At 50.4% G+C, this 19,109-nt stretch carries 18 protein-coding genes (1 of these 18 only partly in view); 9 read left to right on the top strand and 9 right to left on the bottom strand.

Annotated elements, in window-relative coordinates; all coding sequences use genetic code 11:
• Positions 1-8 precede the first annotated feature (8 nt).
• The gene (locus tag K1X45_RS09445) at positions 9-854 is read right to left on the bottom strand and encodes a YihY/virulence factor BrkB family protein (protein ID WP_022709357.1); all 846 of its coding nucleotides are present in this window, start codon (positions 852-854) and stop codon (positions 9-11) included.
• Between the two features lie 169 nt (positions 855-1,023).
• On the opposite strand from K1X45_RS09445, the gene K1X45_RS09440 reads away from it, so the two are divergent.
• The 6 genes from K1X45_RS09440 to K1X45_RS09415 all read left to right on the top strand — a co-directional run bounded on the left by K1X45_RS09440 (position 1,024) and on the right by K1X45_RS09415 (position 6,436).
• On the top strand, positions 1,024-1,881 hold the full coding sequence (locus K1X45_RS09440) for an SDR family oxidoreductase (RefSeq protein ID WP_370627116.1): 858 nt from the start codon (positions 1,024-1,026) through the stop codon (positions 1,879-1,881).
• 436 nt (positions 1,882-2,317) lie between these two features.
• Positions 2,318-2,509 carry a twin transmembrane helix small protein gene (locus tag K1X45_RS09435; RefSeq protein WP_022709359.1) on the top strand — a complete coding sequence of 64 codons (192 nt, stop codon included), beginning with the start codon at positions 2,318-2,320 and terminating at the stop codon, positions 2,507-2,509.
• 35 nt (positions 2,510-2,544) lie between these two features.
• Positions 2,545-3,150: a cob(I)yrinic acid a,c-diamide adenosyltransferase gene (locus tag K1X45_RS09430; RefSeq protein WP_220158677.1), complete on the top strand. Its 606-nt coding sequence runs from the start codon at positions 2,545-2,547 to the stop codon at positions 3,148-3,150.
• A 522-nt stretch (positions 3,151-3,672) separates the two neighbouring features.
• A complete protein-coding gene (locus tag K1X45_RS09425; protein WP_220158676.1) occupies positions 3,673-4,422 on the top strand; it encodes an electron transfer flavoprotein subunit beta/FixA family protein in 750 nt (249 codons plus the stop codon).
• Between the two features lie 23 nt (positions 4,423-4,445).
• On the top strand, positions 4,446-5,375 hold the full coding sequence (locus K1X45_RS09420) for an electron transfer flavoprotein subunit alpha/FixB family protein (RefSeq protein WP_022709363.1): 930 nt from the start codon (positions 4,446-4,448) through the stop codon (positions 5,373-5,375).
• Positions 5,376-5,554: 179 nt separating this feature from the next.
• On the top strand, positions 5,555-6,436 hold the full coding sequence (locus tag K1X45_RS09415) for a 3-hydroxybutyryl-CoA dehydrogenase (protein WP_022709364.1): 882 nt from the start codon (positions 5,555-5,557) through the stop codon (positions 6,434-6,436).
• A 463-nt stretch (positions 6,437-6,899) separates the two neighbouring features.
• Here the strand turns inward: K1X45_RS09415 and K1X45_RS09410 are convergent, their stop codons facing one another.
• Together K1X45_RS09410 and cysK are read right to left on the bottom strand one after the other, a co-directional pair.
• On the bottom strand, positions 6,900-7,343 hold the full coding sequence (locus K1X45_RS09410) for a DoxX family protein (protein ID WP_116088558.1): 444 nt from the start codon (positions 7,341-7,343) through the stop codon (positions 6,900-6,902).
• Between the two features lie 348 nt (positions 7,344-7,691).
• Positions 7,692-8,660, bottom strand: a complete 969-nt coding sequence (gene cysK / locus K1X45_RS09405; RefSeq protein WP_220158675.1) for a cysteine synthase A — start codon at positions 8,658-8,660, stop codon at positions 7,692-7,694.
• 393 nt (positions 8,661-9,053) lie between these two features.
• On the opposite strand from cysK, the gene K1X45_RS09400 reads away from it, so the two are divergent.
• Complete coding sequence (locus tag K1X45_RS09400) at positions 9,054-9,503, top strand: universal stress protein (RefSeq protein ID WP_022709763.1); 450 nt, start codon at positions 9,054-9,056, stop codon at positions 9,501-9,503.
• A gap of 66 nt (positions 9,504-9,569) precedes the next feature.
• Here K1X45_RS09400 and typA read toward each other — a convergent pair whose 3' ends face one another.
• The 4 genes from typA to K1X45_RS09380 form a co-directional block, all read right to left on the bottom strand.
• Complete coding sequence (gene typA / locus K1X45_RS09395; protein ID WP_022709449.1) at positions 9,570-11,387, bottom strand: translational GTPase TypA; 1,818 nt, start codon at positions 11,385-11,387, stop codon at positions 9,570-9,572.
• 222 nt (positions 11,388-11,609) lie between these two features.
• Complete coding sequence (gene mgtE / locus K1X45_RS09390) at positions 11,610-12,998, bottom strand: magnesium transporter (protein WP_220158674.1); 1,389 nt, start codon at positions 12,996-12,998, stop codon at positions 11,610-11,612.
• Positions 12,999-13,229: 231 nt separating this feature from the next.
• Positions 13,230-14,498, bottom strand: a complete 1,269-nt coding sequence (locus K1X45_RS09385) for a multidrug effflux MFS transporter (protein ID WP_220158673.1) — start codon at positions 14,496-14,498, stop codon at positions 13,230-13,232.
• 44 nt (positions 14,499-14,542) lie between these two features.
• A complete protein-coding gene (locus tag K1X45_RS09380) occupies positions 14,543-15,010 on the bottom strand; it encodes a MarR family winged helix-turn-helix transcriptional regulator (protein WP_220158672.1) in 468 nt (155 codons plus the stop codon).
• Positions 15,011-15,165: 155 nt separating this feature from the next.
• Between K1X45_RS09380 and K1X45_RS09375 the strand changes: the two genes are divergently transcribed.
• Complete coding sequence (locus K1X45_RS09375) at positions 15,166-17,202, top strand: M3 family metallopeptidase (RefSeq protein ID WP_255560953.1); 2,037 nt, start codon at positions 15,166-15,168, stop codon at positions 17,200-17,202.
• A 48-nt stretch (positions 17,203-17,250) separates the two neighbouring features.
• Here K1X45_RS09375 and K1X45_RS09370 read toward each other — a convergent pair whose 3' ends face one another.
• A complete protein-coding gene (locus tag K1X45_RS09370; protein WP_220158670.1) occupies positions 17,251-17,457 on the bottom strand; it encodes a DUF1737 domain-containing protein in 207 nt (68 codons plus the stop codon).
• A 31-nt stretch (positions 17,458-17,488) separates the two neighbouring features.
• Positions 17,489-18,358 (bottom strand): CoA ester lyase, encoded by an 870-nt coding sequence (locus K1X45_RS09365; protein WP_220158669.1) that lies wholly within the window; start codon positions 18,356-18,358, stop codon positions 17,489-17,491.
• A 243-nt stretch (positions 18,359-18,601) separates the two neighbouring features.
• Between K1X45_RS09365 and leuD the strand changes: the two genes are divergently transcribed.
• Positions 18,602-19,109, top strand: partial view of a 3-isopropylmalate dehydratase small subunit gene (leuD, locus tag K1X45_RS09360; RefSeq protein WP_220158668.1) — the 5' portion only. It continues 98 nt past the right edge of the window; only the first 508 of its 606 coding nucleotides appear in the window; the start codon lies at positions 18,602-18,604; its stop codon lies off the right edge, out of view.

The raw sequence follows: 19,109 nt of genomic DNA, 5'->3' as shown, positions 1-19,109 counted from the left end.
TTGTATCCTTATTGCTGTTCGCGATTGCGGTATTGCATGATAGCGGCGTTGATTTCCGCGCCAATGATGAAAATCGCGGCAATAATATAGAGAAACACAATCGCCACCATGATCGATGCCAGACCGGCATAGGTGGTGACATAGCTGGCAAAGCTTTCAAGATAACGGGCAAAAGCAGTTGCTCCGGCCAGCCATGCAATCAGTGTCAGCGCAATACCGGGCAGAATATCCAGCAATGATCTTTGTCCGGCCGGTAGCCAGATATGTACGACAAATAGTCCGAAAACTAACACTGAAAGCGCAATTGCATAGCGCCAGAAACCGAATGAAATCGACATGGTTTCCAGTGCGGGAACCCATTGTTCTGCAAGACGGATCGCCAGCGGCGCAAGCACCAGCAGGAAGCTGATGGCCATAATGCTGAGCGTGGCGATAATCACAAAGCCAAGGCTTTGCGCACGGCAAAACAGAATAGAACGGGTATCTGTCACGCGATAGGCGCGGTTGAGTGCTACACGCAAAGCTTCCACGCCGTTGGAAGCAAAATAGGCAGCGGCAATCACACTGAGGGTCAGGAGGTCGCCGCGCGGAATCGTCAGAACATTTTGCACTTCGCGGGCGATCGGAGCGGCAATGGCAGGAGGCCAGGTATCAAAAATCACATGGACTGCTGTCTCGGCAAAAGCATCCGCACCAAGAAAACTGGCAAGTGCTGTTGCAAAAATCAGAAACGGAAACAGCGCCATCAGGCCGGAGAGGGCGATATGGGATGCAAATGCCCAGCCATCATCGGATATAAAATGGCCGATTGCATCGGTAAGGGTCTGTCTGAGGAAACGGATTATTTTTCGCATAGACAGAAAATTCCTTTATTTCGGCTCATTCGTTTTCGTCTGTGGCAGAGCTGATTACAAGTTTGTGTGGTATAACCGACCACAAGTCAAAAATTCAACGTGTATAAAAACTCTGCGGACAGGAATTGCAATGATATCAGCCCGCAAACCAACGGATAAAGATCAGCATATGGCCAAAAATGTGCAAATTCCATCTGCGCAGCAAAGAACCATTTTAATCACCGGTTGTTCCAGCGGTATTGGTGCCTATTGTGCGCAGGCTCTCAAAGAGCGCGGCTGGCGGGTTTTTGCCACTGCCCGTAAAGACCAGGATCTGGCCTATTTGCGGGAACAGGGTTTTGAAGCTTTTTATCTGGATTATTGCGAGCCGGAGTCGATTGCCGCTGTGGCTGAGAGTGTGCTGAAGCTGTGTAATCATCAGCTTGATGCGCTGTTTAACAATGGCGCTTATGCACAGCCGGGTGCGGTGGAAGACTTACCGATGGAGGCACTGCGTTTGCAGTTCGAGGCCAATTTCTTCGGTTGGCAGGATCTGACACAGCGGCTGATCCCTGCAATGCGGGCGCGTAAACAGGGGCGTCTGGTGCATTGTTCGTCTATTCTCGGTCTGGTGCCGATGAAATGGCGCGGAGCTTATGTCTCCTCCAAATTTGCATTGGAAGGGTTGATGCTGGTGCAGCGTATGGAACTCGAAGGTTCCGGCATCTCTGTTTCCATGATCGAGCCGGGGCCGATTACCAGTAAATTTGCAGCCAATGCCGCGGCCTATGCGCAAAGATATATCGACATGGACAACTCCGTTCATGCAGAAGATTACCGGCGGCAATTCGCCAAGTTACAAAGTGGCGGTACGAAATCCTCTGTGAAGCTGGGCCCGGATGCTGTTTATGAGGTTCTTTTGCATGCGCTGGAAAGTGATCGTCCGCGTCCGCATTATCCGGTTACCCGTCCGGCAAAACTCGGCATACTTGCCAAACGCCTGCTGCCTGCACGCTGGCTTTATAAAATGCTGGCCGATCAGTCGTAAAAGAACGCAAGTACACTGCATTATCCTTGCGTAAAACCGCTTCGCACTTTTACGGGAAATGCTGGTTTGTTTAGCCGCATTATCCTAACGCAAAACCGCTTCGCACTTTTGCGGGAAATGCTGGTTTGTTTAGTCGCATTGTCCTTACGCAAAACCGCTTCGCACTTTTGCGGGAAATGCTGGTTTGTTTAGCCGCATTGTCCTTACGCAAAACCGCTTCGCACTTTTGCGGGAAATGCTGGTTTGTTTAGCCGCATTATCCTAACACAAAACCGCTGCACACTTTTGCGGGAAATGCTGGTTTGTTTAACCGCATTGTCCTAACGCAAAACCGCTACACACTTTTGCGGGAAATGCTCTATCTGCCGCAAAAAGCTTCTGTTACACATTGAGCGGGAAAGACGGAGGATTGCTGAAAAGCAATCGGGAGGAAAGAATGGACAGCGGTTTTAAATTTGCAGCGATTATTGCCATGATTGCCGTGGCGATTGTTCTGTTGCTGGGCTTGCGCAATATGATGCGCAACGGCGATGGTAATACATCCAACAAGCTGATGCGTCTGCGTATTATGTTTCAGTTCATTGCCGTGGTGCTGATGGTTGGTGCATTATATTTTGCCCGCCGCTAATTGCACTTGTATGAGCAGTAACCGGTGAGGCATTTTTGGTTAAGCTGAATAAAATTTACACGCGTACCGGTGATGACGGTACAACAGGTCTGGCCTGCGGCCCGAGACGCAGAAAAGATGATCTGCGCATCGTGACCTGTGGTGATATTGATGAGCTGAATGCATCTATCGGTATGACACGGCTTTATACCGCGCTGATCCTGCCGGATGTTGATGCTATGCTGACAAGGGCGCAAAATGATCTTTTTGACCTCGGTGCTGACATTGCCACCCCCGCTGCTGTTTCAGATCCTGCCTCCGGCACTGCTGCAGATCTCGGCTATGAGCCTTTGAGGATTGTGGACAAGCAGGTTGACCGGCTGGAACAGGAAATTGATGTGCTGAATGCACAACTGGAACCGCTCCGCTCCTTTATTTTGCCCGGCGGTTCACCGGCCGCCGCGCATCTGCACATGGCCAGAACGATTGCACGACGTGCAGAGCGCGCCATGGTGGCACTGGCGGCGCAGACTGATGAACAGGTTTCAGATGCTGCCCTGCGTTATATCAATCGTTTGTCTGATCTGCTTTTTGTGGCTGCCCGCATTGCGAATAATCAGGGGCGGGATGATATTTTATGGATACCGGCGCTGACACGCTAAAAGCGTGTCGCGGAAAAGTGGGCACCGGTTTTCTGATAACGACATGCGTAAAAACAAAGGATAGAGCGAGCGCAGTGGGTGGAATTAAATGCGATATGCTCTAAGTGCACATTCAGGAAAGTGTATACGCCTTCGCGGGGAAATCAGTCCACCGGATTGATTTCTTATCCCGCTACGATCAGATCAAAATGCGCGTTAATCTTTGTATATTTGCGACATCATCCGTCATGTTTCGAAGATAGTTATGATGATATTTCATAGCCCTTCTGCCGGTTATGATTGACCTCTCTATGGTTCAGAATTACGGTCTTATGAAATTTCTGAAATCTCCGTCAAAAATTGACGGTGCATCAGGCGTGTTTGCGATAGAGTTTTAGTATGTCGGCTTCAGGCAAGTTGTTTATGAGGCCATGCTTTAAAACTGTATCTGACTGAGAGGCAGGCGGACACAGGCAAGAAAAGGGCTTATGTCCGGTCGAAGAGAGCAGCAAATGCTGCTCAAGTGGAGAGGATCTTAACCGAATGAAAGTTCTGGTCACAGTTAAGCGGGTTGTTGATTACAACGTCAAAATCCGGGTGAAAAGTGACGGTTCAGGCGTTGAGCTGACCAATGTCAAAATGTCGATGAACCCGTTTGATGAAATCGCGGTTGAAGAAGCGCTGAAACTTAAAGAAGCCGGTAAAGTTTCTGAAGTTGTGGTTGTGTCTATCGGACCTGCGCAGGCGCAGGAAACCCTGCGTACCGCTCTGGCTATGGGCGCAGACCGCGCTATCCTCGTGAAAACCGATGATGCTGTCGAGCCGCTTGCCGTTGCAAAGATTCTGAAAGGCGTTGTTGCCGCAGAAGAGCCGAAGCTGGTTATTCTCGGCAAACAGGCGATTGATGATGATGCGAACCAGACCGGTCAGATGCTTTCTGCATTGCTTGGCTGGGCACAGGCAACTTTTGCCTCGGAAGTACAGCTCTCAGACGCTTCTGCCAATGTGACACGTGAAGTTGACGGTGGTTTGCAGACGATTGAAGTGAAACTGCCTGCGATTGTCACGACCGACCTGCGTCTGAACCAGCCGCGCTATGCTTCTCTGCCGAATATTATGAAGGCGAAGAAGAAGCCGCTGGATGAGAAGGCACCGGCTGATTACGGTGTTGATACTGCGCCGCGTCTGAAAATCCTTAAAACCGAAGAGCCTTCCGGCCGTAAAGCCGGTGTGAAAGTGGCTTCCGTTGCTGAGCTTGTTGACAAGCTCAAAAACGAAGCAGGCGTATTGTAAGCGGTCAGGACAGGAAAACGATTATGGCTATTCTTCTTTTTGCAGAACACGATAATGCAAGCCTCTCTGACCAGACTGCAAAGGCTCTGACTGCTGCGCTCGCTATCGGCGGTGATGTGGATGTTCTGGTTGCGGGTAAAGGCGCCAAAGCTGCTGCTGATGCTGCGGCTAAGCTGAAAGGCGTGCGCAAAGTTCTGCTCGCTGAGAGCGATGCACTGGAAAACCGTCTGGCAGAACCAACCGCAGCATTGCTGGTTGCTCTTGCTGATTCCTATGACACTGTAATTGCTCCGGCGACCACTTCGGGTAAAAACGTACTGCCACGCGTTGCAGCACTTCTCGATGTGGCACAGGTTTCGGAAATTACCGAAGTTGTGTCTCCGACAGTCTTCAAGCGCCCGATCTATGCGGGTAATGCGATTCAGACTGTTGAAACCACAGATGCCAAGAAGGTTATCACTGTGCGTACCGCTTCTTTTGCGGCTGCCGGTGAAGGCGGTTCAGCTGCAGTTGAGAGCGTGGATGCAGGCAATGATCCGGCTGTGTCGAAATTTGTTGAGGCAAAAATCTCCGGCGGTGATCGTCCTGAGCTGACTTCAGCGAAAATCATCATCTCCGGTGGCCGTGCACTTGGATCTGCTGAGAAATTCAACGAAGTGATCACACCGGTTGCTGACAAGCTCGGTGCTGCAATCGGCGCGAGCCGTGCGGCTGTTGATGCGGGTTATGCACCGAATGACTGGCAGGTTGGTCAGACCGGTAAAGTGGTTGCGCCACAACTGTATATCGCTTGCGGTATCTCCGGTGCGATCCAGCATCTGGCCGGTATGAAGGATTCCAAAGTGATCGTTGCGATCAACAAGGATGAAGAAGCACCGATTTTCCAGGTTGCTGATTACGGTCTGGTTGGTGATCTGTTCACTATTCTGCCGGAGCTTGAAAAAGCACTTTAATCAGGATCATGACAATCAGGCATGATTGTCTTTGATAATATGACGCGTCCGGATATTTAATCCGGGCGCGTTTTGCTTTAATCAGGGATAGACTTATCTGCATGAGACTGCTCATGTAGGCGGAGAAAAATTGGCGTTATTGCTGTAAATTTATTGATACGAAGGGATCGGAGCGGATCATGAGTTTTACAATCAAAACAGTGGGTATCATCGGTGCAGGGCAGATGGGCAATGGTATTGCTCATGTTTGCGCGCTGGCAGGTTACGATGTGCTCCTGCATGATGCTTCGCTTGAGCGACTGGAAAACGGTATTGCCACCATCAGCGGTAACATGGCGCGTCAGGTTGCTTCGGGCAAACTGGCTGAGGAAGCACGCATTGCCAGCCTTGCGCTGATTAAGCCGGCCAAAACCATGGCTGATCTGGCACCTTGCGATCTGGTGATCGAAGCTGCTACGGAAAATGAAGCCATTAAGAAGCAGATTTTTGCGCAGGTCTGCCCGCATCTGCACAGCAATGCTATTCTGGCAACCAACACATCTTCGATTTCAATTACCCGTCTGGCTGCTACCACTGATCGTCCTGAACGCTTTATCGGTATTCATTTTATGAATCCGGTGCCGGTGATGAAACTGGTTGAACTGATCCGCGGTATCGCCACAGAAGAACCGACTTTCGCCGTTGCACAGGATTTCGTGCAGAAGCTGGGCAAGACCATCACGGTTTCTGCTGACTTCCCTGCTTTTATCGTCAATCGTATTTTGCTGCCGATGATTAATGAAGCGATTTATACGCTTTATGAAGGTGTTGGCACTGTGGATGCCATTGATACAGCTATGAAGCTTGGTGCTAATCATCCGATGGGACCGTTGCAGCTGGCTGATTTCATCGGACTGGATACTTGTCTGTCGATTATGCAGGTACTTTATGAAGGACTGTCGGATTCGAAATATCGTCCGTGTCCGCTGTTGGTGAAATATGTTGAAGCCGGTTGGCTCGGACGTAAAACCGGGCGCGGTTTCTATGACTATCGCGGTGACGAACCGGTGCCGACCCGTTAATATTTTGAGTGCATAAATTGCTGAAAACCCTGCATTTGGTCAAGAAATGCAGGGTTTTTTGTCGGGTTAATAAATAAAAGGTTATTTTTAATCGCTCATTAAGTATGTGAATTCACTTCGTGTTCACCTTTCTTCGCTAATATTTACCTTAAATTCACTGTTGTGATTTGTGCTTCAGCAAAAATAATAATGTTAAATTAATCAGGGTGTAGTGTGATGGGTCTGATCGTTCAGTTTCGTCAAATTTTTAAAATTATTCGCGAGTTTCTGGCACCAAGCTACCGTCCGGAACGCCATTATATGCGTGGCCCGGGTCCGGCCTGTGCTGCCCGTCATTCACACTAAAGCGATCTCTGTGCGCCCGCTGGGCGTATAGCGCATTAGCTTTACTGTTTTCCGGATAGCTCCCAGATCCGGTCAACTGAAAATGAAAAAAGCCGGCTCATGAGCCGGCTTTTGTATTTCAGAATTGTTTGCCGATCAGACGATCCAGCGACAGGCGTCCGCTGCCGGCCACGCTCAGATACATGAAGACACCGAACCAGACGGTAGAAAGCTGGAAACCGCTGCCGCGCGGGATCATCACCATCACCAGAATAACAATCATCTGTATGAATAGCATGAAGGCGAGGGGGCGGGTGAACAGGCCGATTGCTATGGCTATGCCCCCTATAAATTCCAGAATACTGGTGAAATAGGCCAGAGGGATTGCCGGTTCCAGCCCCAGTTGCCGGAACAATTCGATATCGCGTGGCATGTCGCCGTTGAACAGCTTCTCCCAGCCGAAGAAAGCCATGATGCCGCCGCTGGCCGCACGCATCACTGCATAGGCAATATCATGAAAACGGGCATAAACAGGCGCCAGAAATGGCAGCATTAAAGATGGTTCAGAAAGTTTGTCTGTCATAGATCAGTTGCTCTGCGCTTGGATTGTTTGCGTTTCACGTGAAATCTTTTTTGTATTTTCCTGAGATAGACGAACTGAAACATAGGTTAAGTGTATTAAACCGTACGGTTCGATTCTTGTATCCATTTAACAGAACCGGATATTTTTCTGATATGAATTTTGCGTGATGAAAGAGACTGCACCTGAGAGATCAGTGTCCGATGTGCTGAATCGGGCATGGGTGACAAAGTATTCGTTTATATTCGCTTTATATTTACGGAAGCGATTCAGTACCGGACACCAAAGAGTGACATAAAAAAACCGGCACGATTGCGCCGGTTTTATCGCTGATGGTTTTAAGCAGGCAGATCAGGCATCAAGCCCGTCGAACAGAGCGGTTGAGAGATAACGCTCGGCAAAGGACGGAATAATTACGACAATGTTTTTGCCTTTATTTTCCGGACGTTTGCCGACTTCCACAGCAGCTTTCAGTGCCGCACCGGAAGAGATGCCGACCGGAATACCTTCAACTTTGGCGATCTGGCGTGCAAAAGCGAATGCATCTTCATTGGCGACCTGAATGATCTCATCATAAACACCGGTATCTAGTGTTTTCGGTGCAAAGCCTGCGCCGATTCCCTGAATTTTATGCGGACCCGGATTGCCACCGGAAAGCACCGGCGAATCCTTTGGTTCAACCGCGACGACCTTGAATGACGGTTTGCGGGCTTTCAGCACCTGACCAACACCGGTGATCGTGCCGCCGGTGCCGATACCGGAAACCAGAATATCCGCTTCACCATTGGTATCATTCCAGATTTCTTCCGCTGTTGTTTTGCGATGAATTTCCGGATTCGCGGCATTTTCAAACTGCTGCGGAATAATTGCGTTCGGATTGCCTGCAGCCAGTTCTTCTGCTTTGGCAATCGCACCCTTCATGCCTTTTGCGCCTTCGGTCAGCACCAGTTCCGCACCCAGCAATTTGAGCAATTTACGGCGCTCAATCGACATGGTTTCAGGCATGGTGAGAATCAGGCTGTAGCCTTTGGCAGCCGCCGCAAAAGCCAGTGCGATACCGGTATTACCGGATGTCGGCTCGATAAATACGGTTTTACCCGGAACAGCTTTGCCTTCGGTTTCAAGGCTTTCAATCATTGCCAGACCAATACGGTCTTTGACACTGGCCAGCGGGTTAAAGAATTCGAGTTTAACGAGAAGATTGGCGACCACGCCGTTTTCGCGGGCAAATTTATCCGCACGGACAAGCGGTGTGTTGCCGATTGTATCAATAATAGAAGAATAAATACGGCCGCGGCCTGGTTTGTTAGAATCGCTCATACCAAATCTCCTGATCTTTTCGCAAAGCATAGAGCCTGACCGTTCAGGATTATAGAAGCAGGCTTCCAGAATGCAGGGGTAACTTAGAATATTATTCTATCAATGTGAAATATTAGAATTATTTTATAGCATGAGGGCGGAGCGGGAGCCGCAGTTCAGCAAATTCCATATAGTTTTCAGGCTTTTTCCGATGCGGGAAATCACAATCATTTTGATCCTGATCAATGTAATTTGGCCTGTTCATTCCTAGATTTATATTATGATGTGTTTCACAGGAGTCTATTCTGAATATTGCGTGTTTATGGTGATGCTGATTGAAAAACCGGAACAGAAACACACATATAATAGACAGGGTGCATTCCGGCGGATGCTGTAAAAGGGAAAGACGAGAACATGTATAAACATATTTTAGTGGCGACTGATGGTTCGGAGCTTGCCAATAAAGGGCTGGAACAGGCAATTGGTCTGGCCAAAGAACTGTCCGCTAAAATTACAGTGCTGACTGTAACGGATCTGTTTCCGAGCTACGGCATTGTTGTAGCGCCGGGCTTAAGCACTTCGCCTGAAATTTTTGAAGAATACCGTACCTCCATGGCAGAGCAGGCCAAAGCCATTGTGCAGCAGGCGATCGCCAAAGCGCGCGATGCAGGTGTGACTGTTGAAGGCTTGCATATTGAAAATCAGTCACCGGCCGTGGGTATTGTTGAAGCTGCCGAGACCCATCAGGCTGAACTGATTGTGGTTGCATCGCATGGCCGCCGTGGCATGAACAAGCTTTTGCTGGGCAGTCAGGCAGCAGAAGTCCTGTCGCTGAGCAAAATACCGGTTCTGGTTGTTAAATAACCGGCCTTGAGTTCTTCAGGGAATAAAAAAACGGCGCTTTAAGCGCCGTTTTCTTTTTAAGCATAATTACATGCCTTTGGACTTCGAGAAACGCTTGCGTTCATTCGGATCCAGATAAAGCTTACGCAGACGGATGGATTTTGGTGTTACTTCCATCAGTTCGTCATCCTGAATCCAGGACAGAGCGCGTTCCAGAGTCATGCGGATCGGCGGGGTCAGCTTAACAGCTTCATCCTTACCGGATGCACGCATGTTGGTCAGCTTCTTGCCTTTCAGCACGTTGACTTCCAGATCGTTGTCGCGGGTATGAATACCAACGATCATGCCCTGATAAACTTTGGTACCGGCATCGATAATCATCGGGCCGCGGTCTTCAAGGTTGAACATTGCATAGGCAACCGATTCGCCCTGATCATTGGAGATCAGCACGCCGTTGTTACGTCCGCCGATTTCGCCTTTGTGCTGCTGATATTCGTGGAACAGACGGTTCATGATCGCTGTACCGCGTGTGTCAGTCATCAGTTCAGACTGGTAACCGATCAGACCGCGGGTTGGTGCAAAGAATACCAGACGAACGCGGTTGCCGCCGGATGGACGCAGCTCAACCATTTCCGCTTTGCGTTCAGACATTTTCTGAACAACAGTACCGGAATATTCTTCGTCAACGTCGATAACGACTTCTTCTACCGGTTCCAGCAGATTGCCGTCTTCGTCTTTGTGCATCACAACACGCGGACGGGAAATGCTCAGCTCGAAGCCTTCACGACGCATGTTTTCGATGAGAACAGCAAGCTGCAATTCACCGCGGCCGGAAACATAGAACGAATCTTTGTCTTCGGATTCTTCGATGCGCAGAGCAACTGAACCTTCAGCTTCTTTCAGCAGACGGTCGCGGATAACACGGCTGGTAACTTTGTCACCTTCGGTGCCGGCCAGCGGGCTGTCATTCACGATGAAGGACATGGTAACGGTCGGCGGATCAATCGGCTGAGCCTTCATGGCTTCGTTGATTGAAGGATCGCAGAATGTGTCAGCCACAGTACCTTTGGAAAGACCGGCAATAGCAACGATATCGCCTGCCACACCTTCTTCAATGGCAGTACGTTCCAGGCCACGGAAAGCGAGGATCTTGGAAATACGACCGTTTTCCAGTAGCTTACCGTCCTGACCGAGCACTTTAACCGACTGGTTCGGCTTCAAAGTACCGGAGTGAATACGACCGGTAATGATGCGGCCTAGGAACGGATCAGATTCCAGAATGGTACCGATCATCGAGAACGGGCCTTCAGCAACCTTTGGTGCAGGAACGTGCTTGACGATCAGATCGTAAAGCGGAGCCAGACCCTGATCGCTTGGACCTTCCGGATTTTCTGCCATCCAGCCGTTACGGCCTGAACCGTAAAGGATCGGGAAGTCGAGCTGTTCGTCAGTCGCATCGAGCGCTGCGAACATGTCGAAAACTTCGTTGATGACTTCTTCATGACGGCCATCCGGACGGTCGATCTTGTTGATCGCAACGATAGGACGCAGGCCGAGCTTGAGGGCTTTACCGACCACGAATTTGGTCTGAGGCATCGGGCCTTCAGCGGAGTCAACGAGAACAACAACACCGTCAACCATCGAAAGGATACGCTCAACCTCACCGCCGAAGTCGGCGTGGCCCGGAGTATCAACGATATTGATGCGTGTATCTTTCCAGACAGCGGAAGTTGCCTTGGCAAGAATGGTGATGCCGCGCTCGCGCTCGATATCACCGGAGTCCATCATGCGTTCGGTAACGCGTTGATTGTCGCGGAATACACCGGACTGTTTCAGAAGTTCGTCAACCAGGGTCGTTTTGCCGTGGTCAACGTGTGCGATGATCGCGATGTTGCGCAATTGCATTGAGTTATCACTCTGAATAGGGGGTTGGGACGCTTAAGGATATCCCTCGTGAACGCCGCAGATAATGGGGCGCTCTTACAGGTTTTTCGCCAATTTTAAAAGGGGGCGGGCTGATTTTAGCATATTGCATATCTCATTGCTGCTGTGCACTGACTGCATAAAAAGCCTGACGGACATTTTCAGCATAAGAAAAAGGCCGGAAAATTCCGGCCTGTTCCGAGCTTAAAGCAGTGTTCCGGTGAGGAAAATTACCGCAACACTGAAATAGATGACCAAGCCCATCACATCGACAAGAGTGGCCACAAAAGGTGCAGAGGCGCTGGCCGGATCAAGGCCGAGACGCTGCAGAACAAATGGCAGCATCGAACCGGAGAGAGAGCCGAACAGCACAATACCGATCAGTGCCACAGCAATTGTGATGCCGATCAGCAGCCAATGCTCGCCGTAATCATAGAGACCGGTTTTCTGCCAGATTGCGATACGGACAAAGCCGATCAGGCCCAGCATGGAACCCAGCGCCAGACCTGTTGGTATTTCGCGTAGTGCCACACGCCACCAGTCACCGAGTTTGAGATCCTGCAATGCTAAGGCACGGATCAGCAGGGATGTGGCCTGCGAGCCGGAATTACCACCCGAACTCATAATCAGCGGAATGAACAGTGCCAGAACGATGGCTTTTTCCAGTTCCACTTCAAAATGCTGCATGGCACTGGCCGTCAGCATTTCACTTAAGAAAAGAATGCAAAGCCAACCGCCGCGTTTACGCAGCATTTCAAAGAAGCTGATCTGCATATAAGGCTTGGTGAAAGCCTCCATACCACCGAATTTATAGGCATCTTCCGAAGTTTCTTCGGTCATGGCGTCCAGCACATCGTCCACGGTGACAATTCCGATCAGATGGTGCTGTTCGTCCACAACAGGAATTGCCAGAAGATCGTGCTTGCGGAACAGACGTGCAACTTCTTCCTGATCCATCATTGGCGGAATTGTCAGCGGTTCCTGATCACGGCCGACTTCTGCAATACCGGCTTGCGGATTGGCGGTGATGAGACGGCGCAGTGATACTACATGTTGTAAAATGCGGGTTTCCGGATTTTCAACATAGATGGCATAGACCGTTTCACGGGAGCGCTCGACCTGCCGGATATGAGCTAAAGTCTGTTCGACTGTCCATGTGGATGGCACAGCGATAAATTCCGTTGTCATCAGACCACCGGCGGTATCGGCCGGATAGCCCATCAGTTTTTTCAGTGCGGTTTTGGTTTCCGGTGAAAGAACTGAAAACAGACGGTTGCGGGACGGCCAGTCCAGATCATGGAAAATGTCTGTTGCACGGTCTGCAGACATGCCGTTCAGGATCTCTGCGGCGCGTCCGTTATCCAGACTGTCAATGATTTGGTCTGCATAATGCAGTTCCGGCTGATCCAGAAAAAGAACAGCCTGTTCGGTTGAAATGCTGCGGAATAAAGTGACCTGATCGTCGAGATCAAGCTCGTTAATCAGTTCAACAGCATCACCAGTACGCAATTGACCGATCTGCTCAAGCAGGGCGGAGATTGCAAGATTCGTTGTATCGAGAGCAGCACGGAAGGTGCCGTTATTGTTGTTCATTGGTTTGCCTCTCTGTCGATCCGCCGTCATGGCAGATCGTGACAAACCAATCGCTCCTGCGATCAGGTCAGATCTGCCATTGACGGCATAAACAATCGACTGTGACTGTCGCTGGGCATAAGAGTAAAACTCCGGTTAAAATCAGACCTGATGGTCTGGGCGTGTTTTGTGCTCTCGGGCCGCGCTTGTCAACCCTGCTGTTTTGCCTGACAATTCTATGAGAGTCTGACTTTACCGGTCTGCAGATTTTTCAGGGGTGATCGGATGCTCCAAGGTAGGGGCCAGAGGCAGTTTGAACCTGTTCCACATGATATAGCTGATTAATGACAGTAATCCCATCAGCGGCAATAATGTTGCCATGGCGATAACCGGATCGCACATAGAGGCTGAAATGATGCCGCCGACCAGACCACCGCCCATCTGGAAGAAGCCCATCAAAGCGGAAGCCGAACCGGCAATTTTCGGAAAAGGTGCCATGGCTGCCGTTGTCATCTGCGGCGTGAGAAAGGCAATGCCCATCACGTAAAGCCCCATCGGTAACATCACCAGCAGATAGCCCGGTTCATAAATGCGCAGCAACACAGCGAGCAGGATACTGGCGGAGCCGGTGCAGAGCAGCCCGATGCAGGACATCTGGAAAACGGTCACGCGCTGCATCAGGAGGCGGTAAATAATGCCGCCTGAAATATAGAATGCAGTTTGCAGCAACATGCCCATGCCGAAAGTGCTCGGTGACAGCCCCACACGCGTCATAAGAATGAAGGGCATGATGGTGGCTGATGTATAAAGCGCACCAGTAGCGCCGGTAAGCACCAGACTGGCAAACAGGAAGTGCGGGGTTTTGAGCAGGCTGAAATAGGATTGCACGAGTGCCCGCGGCCGGACACGGGATGGATCGGGCTTACCGGTTTCCTGCACAAAAAGCAGCATCATGAGTATGACTGCCGCTCCTTGCAGGATCATCACCAGAAAGATCGCATGCCAGCCGAGGAATTCCAGTGTCAGTCCGCCAAGTGTCGGGCCGATGGCAGGGCCGACGGACAGCACGATGCCGATCAGGTTCATCACCCGCGCCGAGCGGTCGCTGGTAAACAGATCGCGGACAATTGCGCGGGACATGGTAACGCCGACCGCAGCCCCTACACCCTGTAACAGGCGTGCCAGCACCATGATCTCAATAGTCGGAGCAAACAATGCCAGCACACTGGCTGCCAGATAGACCGACATGAAAAGAATAGTGATGGGTTTGCGGCCATAGCCGTCTGATAGGGGGCCGCAGATCAGCTGGGCAAAACAAAAGCCGCCGAAATAGGCGGTCAGGGTCAGTTTAACTGCAGCCTCAGTGGTGCCGAAATCCGAGACAATTTCCGGCATGGCAGGTGTATAAAGCGACATAGCCAGCGGGCCGATGGCGGCAAGAAAGCCGCCGATAATGCCGACGCGGCGCTCGGACATAATGACAAGCGGGGATGGTTTTTCGCGGGGTGATGAATCGGGCATAGCGGCATGCTTTATGGCTGGGAGCTAAATTGCGGATAATCGGATCAGCTTTTCCGGTTTTCCTGATTGAGTTGTCTTAAGTGCGCGCGGACGGTCAGCAGATTATTCAAAAATCTCTGCCATTCTTCCGGCGGCAGCGCCTGTGAAGCATCGGCGATGGTCTCTTTCACAATGCGTTTCAACTCATCCAGAACCGGTACAGCTGTATCATTGAGAAAAATCAGTTTGGCGCGGCGGTCATCGGGATCAGGCTCACGGCGCAGCAAGCCACGATTTTCCAGCCTGTCGAGATAGCCGGACAGGGTCATAGCTTCAATATTCATACTCTCGGCGAGGACAGACTGGCGGGCTGGCTGATAACGCGCCACATGAACCAGTGTCCGTGACTCGAAAGCGGTGAGTTCAAGACCTGCGGCAACGATCTTACGCTCCCGCTCAAGGCTGAAAAGCCGGCTGATATCATAGACAACGAAGCCGAAACTATCGGGATCGTAGGATTTTCCTGTAAACATTGTAAGGCATCCTTATAATAAGGTTTCCTTACTATTTATTTTCAAACCGGTCAATTATCCGTATAAATCACTTGTGGCGGATAAGCGGGCTGCTTAAATGTTTGAAATGTAATTCTGCAAACCGGAGACCGTGAGATATGCCGCAGGACAATCAGATGACGCCCGCCTATTCAGCACTCAGCCAGTGGAGCGGCCCGCTTGGTCTGCCGGATTTCAGTAAATTCAGTGATGCGGATTTTAAAGCGGCTTTTGATATTGCTCTGGAGAAAGACTGGGCGGATGTGGAAACTGTTCTGCAGAACCCTGATGCGCCGACAATTGAGAATACGCTGAAAGCATTGCAGCTTTCCGGCCGTGATCTTTCCCATATTGCTGCGATTTTCTGGATGCGCGCGGGTGCCCATACCAATGAGGATATTCAGGCACTGGAGCGCGAAGTCGCGCCGAAAATGTCCCGTCACCATTCGCGTGTCATGATGAATGAAGCGCTGTTTGCCAGAATTGATGCGCTTTATCAGAACCGTGCCGATCTCGGACTGGATACAGAAACGCTGCGTGTGCTGGAAAAGAGCTGGAAAGGCTTTGTGCGTAACGGTGCCAAGCTGAATGCACAGGACAAGGCACGGCTGGCTGATATTAATGAAAAGCTTGCCGGTCTTGGTGCCGGTTTCGGCCAGAATGTGCTGAAAGACGAAGCATCATGGGCTCTGTTCATTACTGATGAGGCCGAGCTTGCCGGTCTGCCGGAGCAGTTGCGGGCTGCGATGAAAGCGGCAGCTGAAGAGCGCGGTCGTGAGGATGCATGGGCAGTTACGCTTTCCCGTGCGATTGTTGAACCGTTTCTGACTTTCTCCTCTGTTCGCCATTTGCGTGAAAAAGCCTATGAAGCATGGGCAAAGCGCGGTGAAAACGGTGGTGAGACTGATAACCGGTCTTTGGTGACAGAGATTGTTGCCTTACGTGATGAAAAGGCAAAGCTGCTGGGCTATGCAAATTTCGCTGCGTTCAAGCTCGATGACACAATGGCCAAAACACCCGATGCGGTGATGGATTTGCTGATGCCGGTTTGGGATAAAGCCAAACAACGCGCATCGGAAGAACAGGCTGATCTGGAAAAGCTGATTGCCGGTGAGGGGCTTAATCATCCGGTAGCCGGTTGGGACTGGCGCTATTATGCCGAAAAACTGCGTGCCGAGCGCTTCGCTTTTGATGAAGGTGATCTCAAACCTTATCTGCAGCTCAATAAAATTATTGAAGCAGCTTTTGATGTTGCAACACGTTTGTTCGGCCTGACATTCAAAGAACATCAGGGTATTCAGACATGGCATCCGGATGTGCGTGTGTGGGAAGTGTTCAATGCAGATGGTTCACGACGCGGCCTGTTCTTGGGTGACTATTTTGCCCGTCAGAGCAAACGCTCCGGTGCATGGATGAGCGCTTTGCAGTCGTCTCATCGTCTGGATGATGGTCAGCCACCGATCATTTATAATGTGATGAATTTCGCCAAGCCGCCGAAAGGTGAGGTGGCTCTGTTGTCGCTGGATGATGCACATACACTGTTCCACGAATTCGGCCATGCCCTGCATGGACTGCTGAGCGATGTGACATGGCCTGCAATTTCCGGCACCGCAGTGTCGCGTGATTTTGTCGAACTGCCGTCTCAGCTCTATGAGCACTGGTTGACCGAACGTCCGGTGCTGGAGAAATTCGCCACACATTATAAAACCGGTGAGACAATCCCGCAGGATCTGATTGATAAAGTGCTGAAAGCGGCGACTTTCAATGCCGGTTTCAACACGGTGGAATTCACCTCATCGGCGCTGGTCGATATGGCATTCCATACCAGTGACAAGCCTGTGACTGACCCGCTGGCTTTTGAAGCGGAAGTTCTGAAAAAGCTGGATATGCCGGAAGCGATTATCATGCGCCATCGCACACCGCATTTCCTGCATGTGTTCAGCGGTGACGGATATTCGGCCGGATACTATTCTTATATGTGGTCGGAAGTGCTGGACGCCGATGCTTTTGCGGCTTTTGAAGAAAGCGGCGATGTCTTCAATGCCGATCTGGCAGAAAAGCTGAAGACCCATATTTATGCGGCGGGTGGTTCCAAAGATCCGGAAGAATTGTACAAAACATTCCGTGGTCGGATGCCAAGCCCGCAGGCGATGATCGAAAAACGCGGTCTTTGACACGAATACAAAAAGCCCCTGCAAGTTTTCTTACAGGGGCTTTCATTTTTAGAAACTACCGAGTTTGATATCCGGCGAATATTCATGACCTTCAACGGCCTTGGTTACAGCCTGACCGCAATACATCTTCTTTTCTTCGGCATTATAGCTGTGGCTTGGTGAGCCATAGAGCATCCAGCCTTTGTTCAGGGCTTCAGTAACGCGATGACAAAAGGAAGAATCATCCGGACCTGTAAGAAAACGATAAAGCTGCATAGGAAACTCCTGTAGTTTGCAGAAAGAAGAATCAGCGCGCACGCGCAAGGACGCGTTCTGCCTGACGAATATGTAATTGCTCGACCATAGAGCCATTCAGAGAGATGGCACCTTTGGCAGCATTTTCCGGCAGATTAAAAGCAGCAATTACCTGATTTGCCCATGCGGCTTCTTCGGCAGTTGAGGAATAGCTGTTCAAAGCGGTTTCAATCTGGGAAGGGTGAATCAGAGTTTTCCCGTCAAAACCCAGCATAGCACCCTGTTCGCACTCGGCTTTGAAGCCTTCCTGATCCTGAAAATTATTATAAACACCGTCCAGTACATCAATACCACCCGCACGGGCTGCGAGAATAATCTGCATCATCCATGGCAGTAATGCACTGCGATGGTTGGTGGTTTTAACGCCTGTGCTCAGGGCAATATCATTGGTGCCGACGATGAAACATTTGAGACGTGCAGCGGATTTCTGCGCCAGCCGTGCAATTTCATCCGCATTGAGAATACCGCGCGGTGTTTCAATCATCGCCCAGATACCGAGGGTCTCCGGTGCATCATAATCATCAAGCTTGCGGGCAGCATCTATCACCTGTTGCGGCGTTTCTGTTTTCGGCAGAACAATAGCCTCAGTTTTGAGTTCTGCTGCCAGTTTCAGATCATCCTCACCCCATTGCGTGGCAAGACTGTTGATACGGATAGCTTTTAGCGGGCTTTGTTCTGTTTGGTGTTGTTCCTGAAAATGTGCGCGCAGATTATCACGCGCTTCATGCTTCATTTGCTCGGCAACAGAGTCTTCAAGGTCATATATAATGGCATCGGGCTGTAGTTGTGTGCTTTTGGCGAGGGCTTTCTGATGGCTGGCCGGAACATAAAGCACGGCACGGCGCGGCTGATAAAGTGTCACTCAGAATTTCTCCCTGACAAAGATGTTCGTGTTATTTTTGATCTGAAAACCAGTCAAAAATGACAGGATATTGTTTGAATTGAATATCATAGGCAATCAATGAAAAGGTAGTTGCCTTTGGGGTTGAGGGGCGCATTATTATCATGGTGCGGCACTTCGCTTGGATTTCAGGCCTTTGACTCTGCAAAAAGCTGGTGTAAAGCACAATGAGAAAAGCATTTTGACTTACAGGTTACGAGACCGATGGAAAAATTTACCAAGCTTACCGGCGTTGCCGCTCCGTTGCCGATCATCAATATCGATACGGATATGATTATCCCTAAGGATTATCTGAAGACAATCAAGCGTACAGGTCTTGGTAAAGGTCTATTCGCGGAAATGCGCTTTAATGAAGACGGTTCCGAAAATCCGGATTTCGTTCTGAACAAACCTGCTTATCGCAATGCGCAGATTCTGGTGGCCGGTGACAATTTCGGTTGCGGTTCATCCCGCGAACACGCGCCTTGGGCTTTGCTGGATTTCGGTATCCGCTGCGTGATCTCCACTTCTTTTGCGGATATCTTCTATAATAACTGCTTTAAGAATGGCATCCTGCCGATCAAGGTTTCTCAGGAAGATCTTGATAAGTTGATGGATGATGCTTCGCGCGGTGCCAATGCCACGCTGACGGTTGATCTTGAGGCGATGGCAATTTCCGGTCCGGATGGCGGCTCGATTGCTTTTGAGCTGGATGAGTTCAAACGCCATTGTA

Source organism: Pseudochrobactrum sp. Wa41.01b-1 (assembly GCF_019464455.1).
GTDB classification, from domain to species: Bacteria; Pseudomonadota; Alphaproteobacteria; order Rhizobiales; family Rhizobiaceae; genus Pseudochrobactrum; species Pseudochrobactrum saccharolyticum.
The sequence above is the reverse complement of the archived record's forward strand: the minus strand, read 5'-3'. Positions and strand labels throughout refer to the sequence as shown.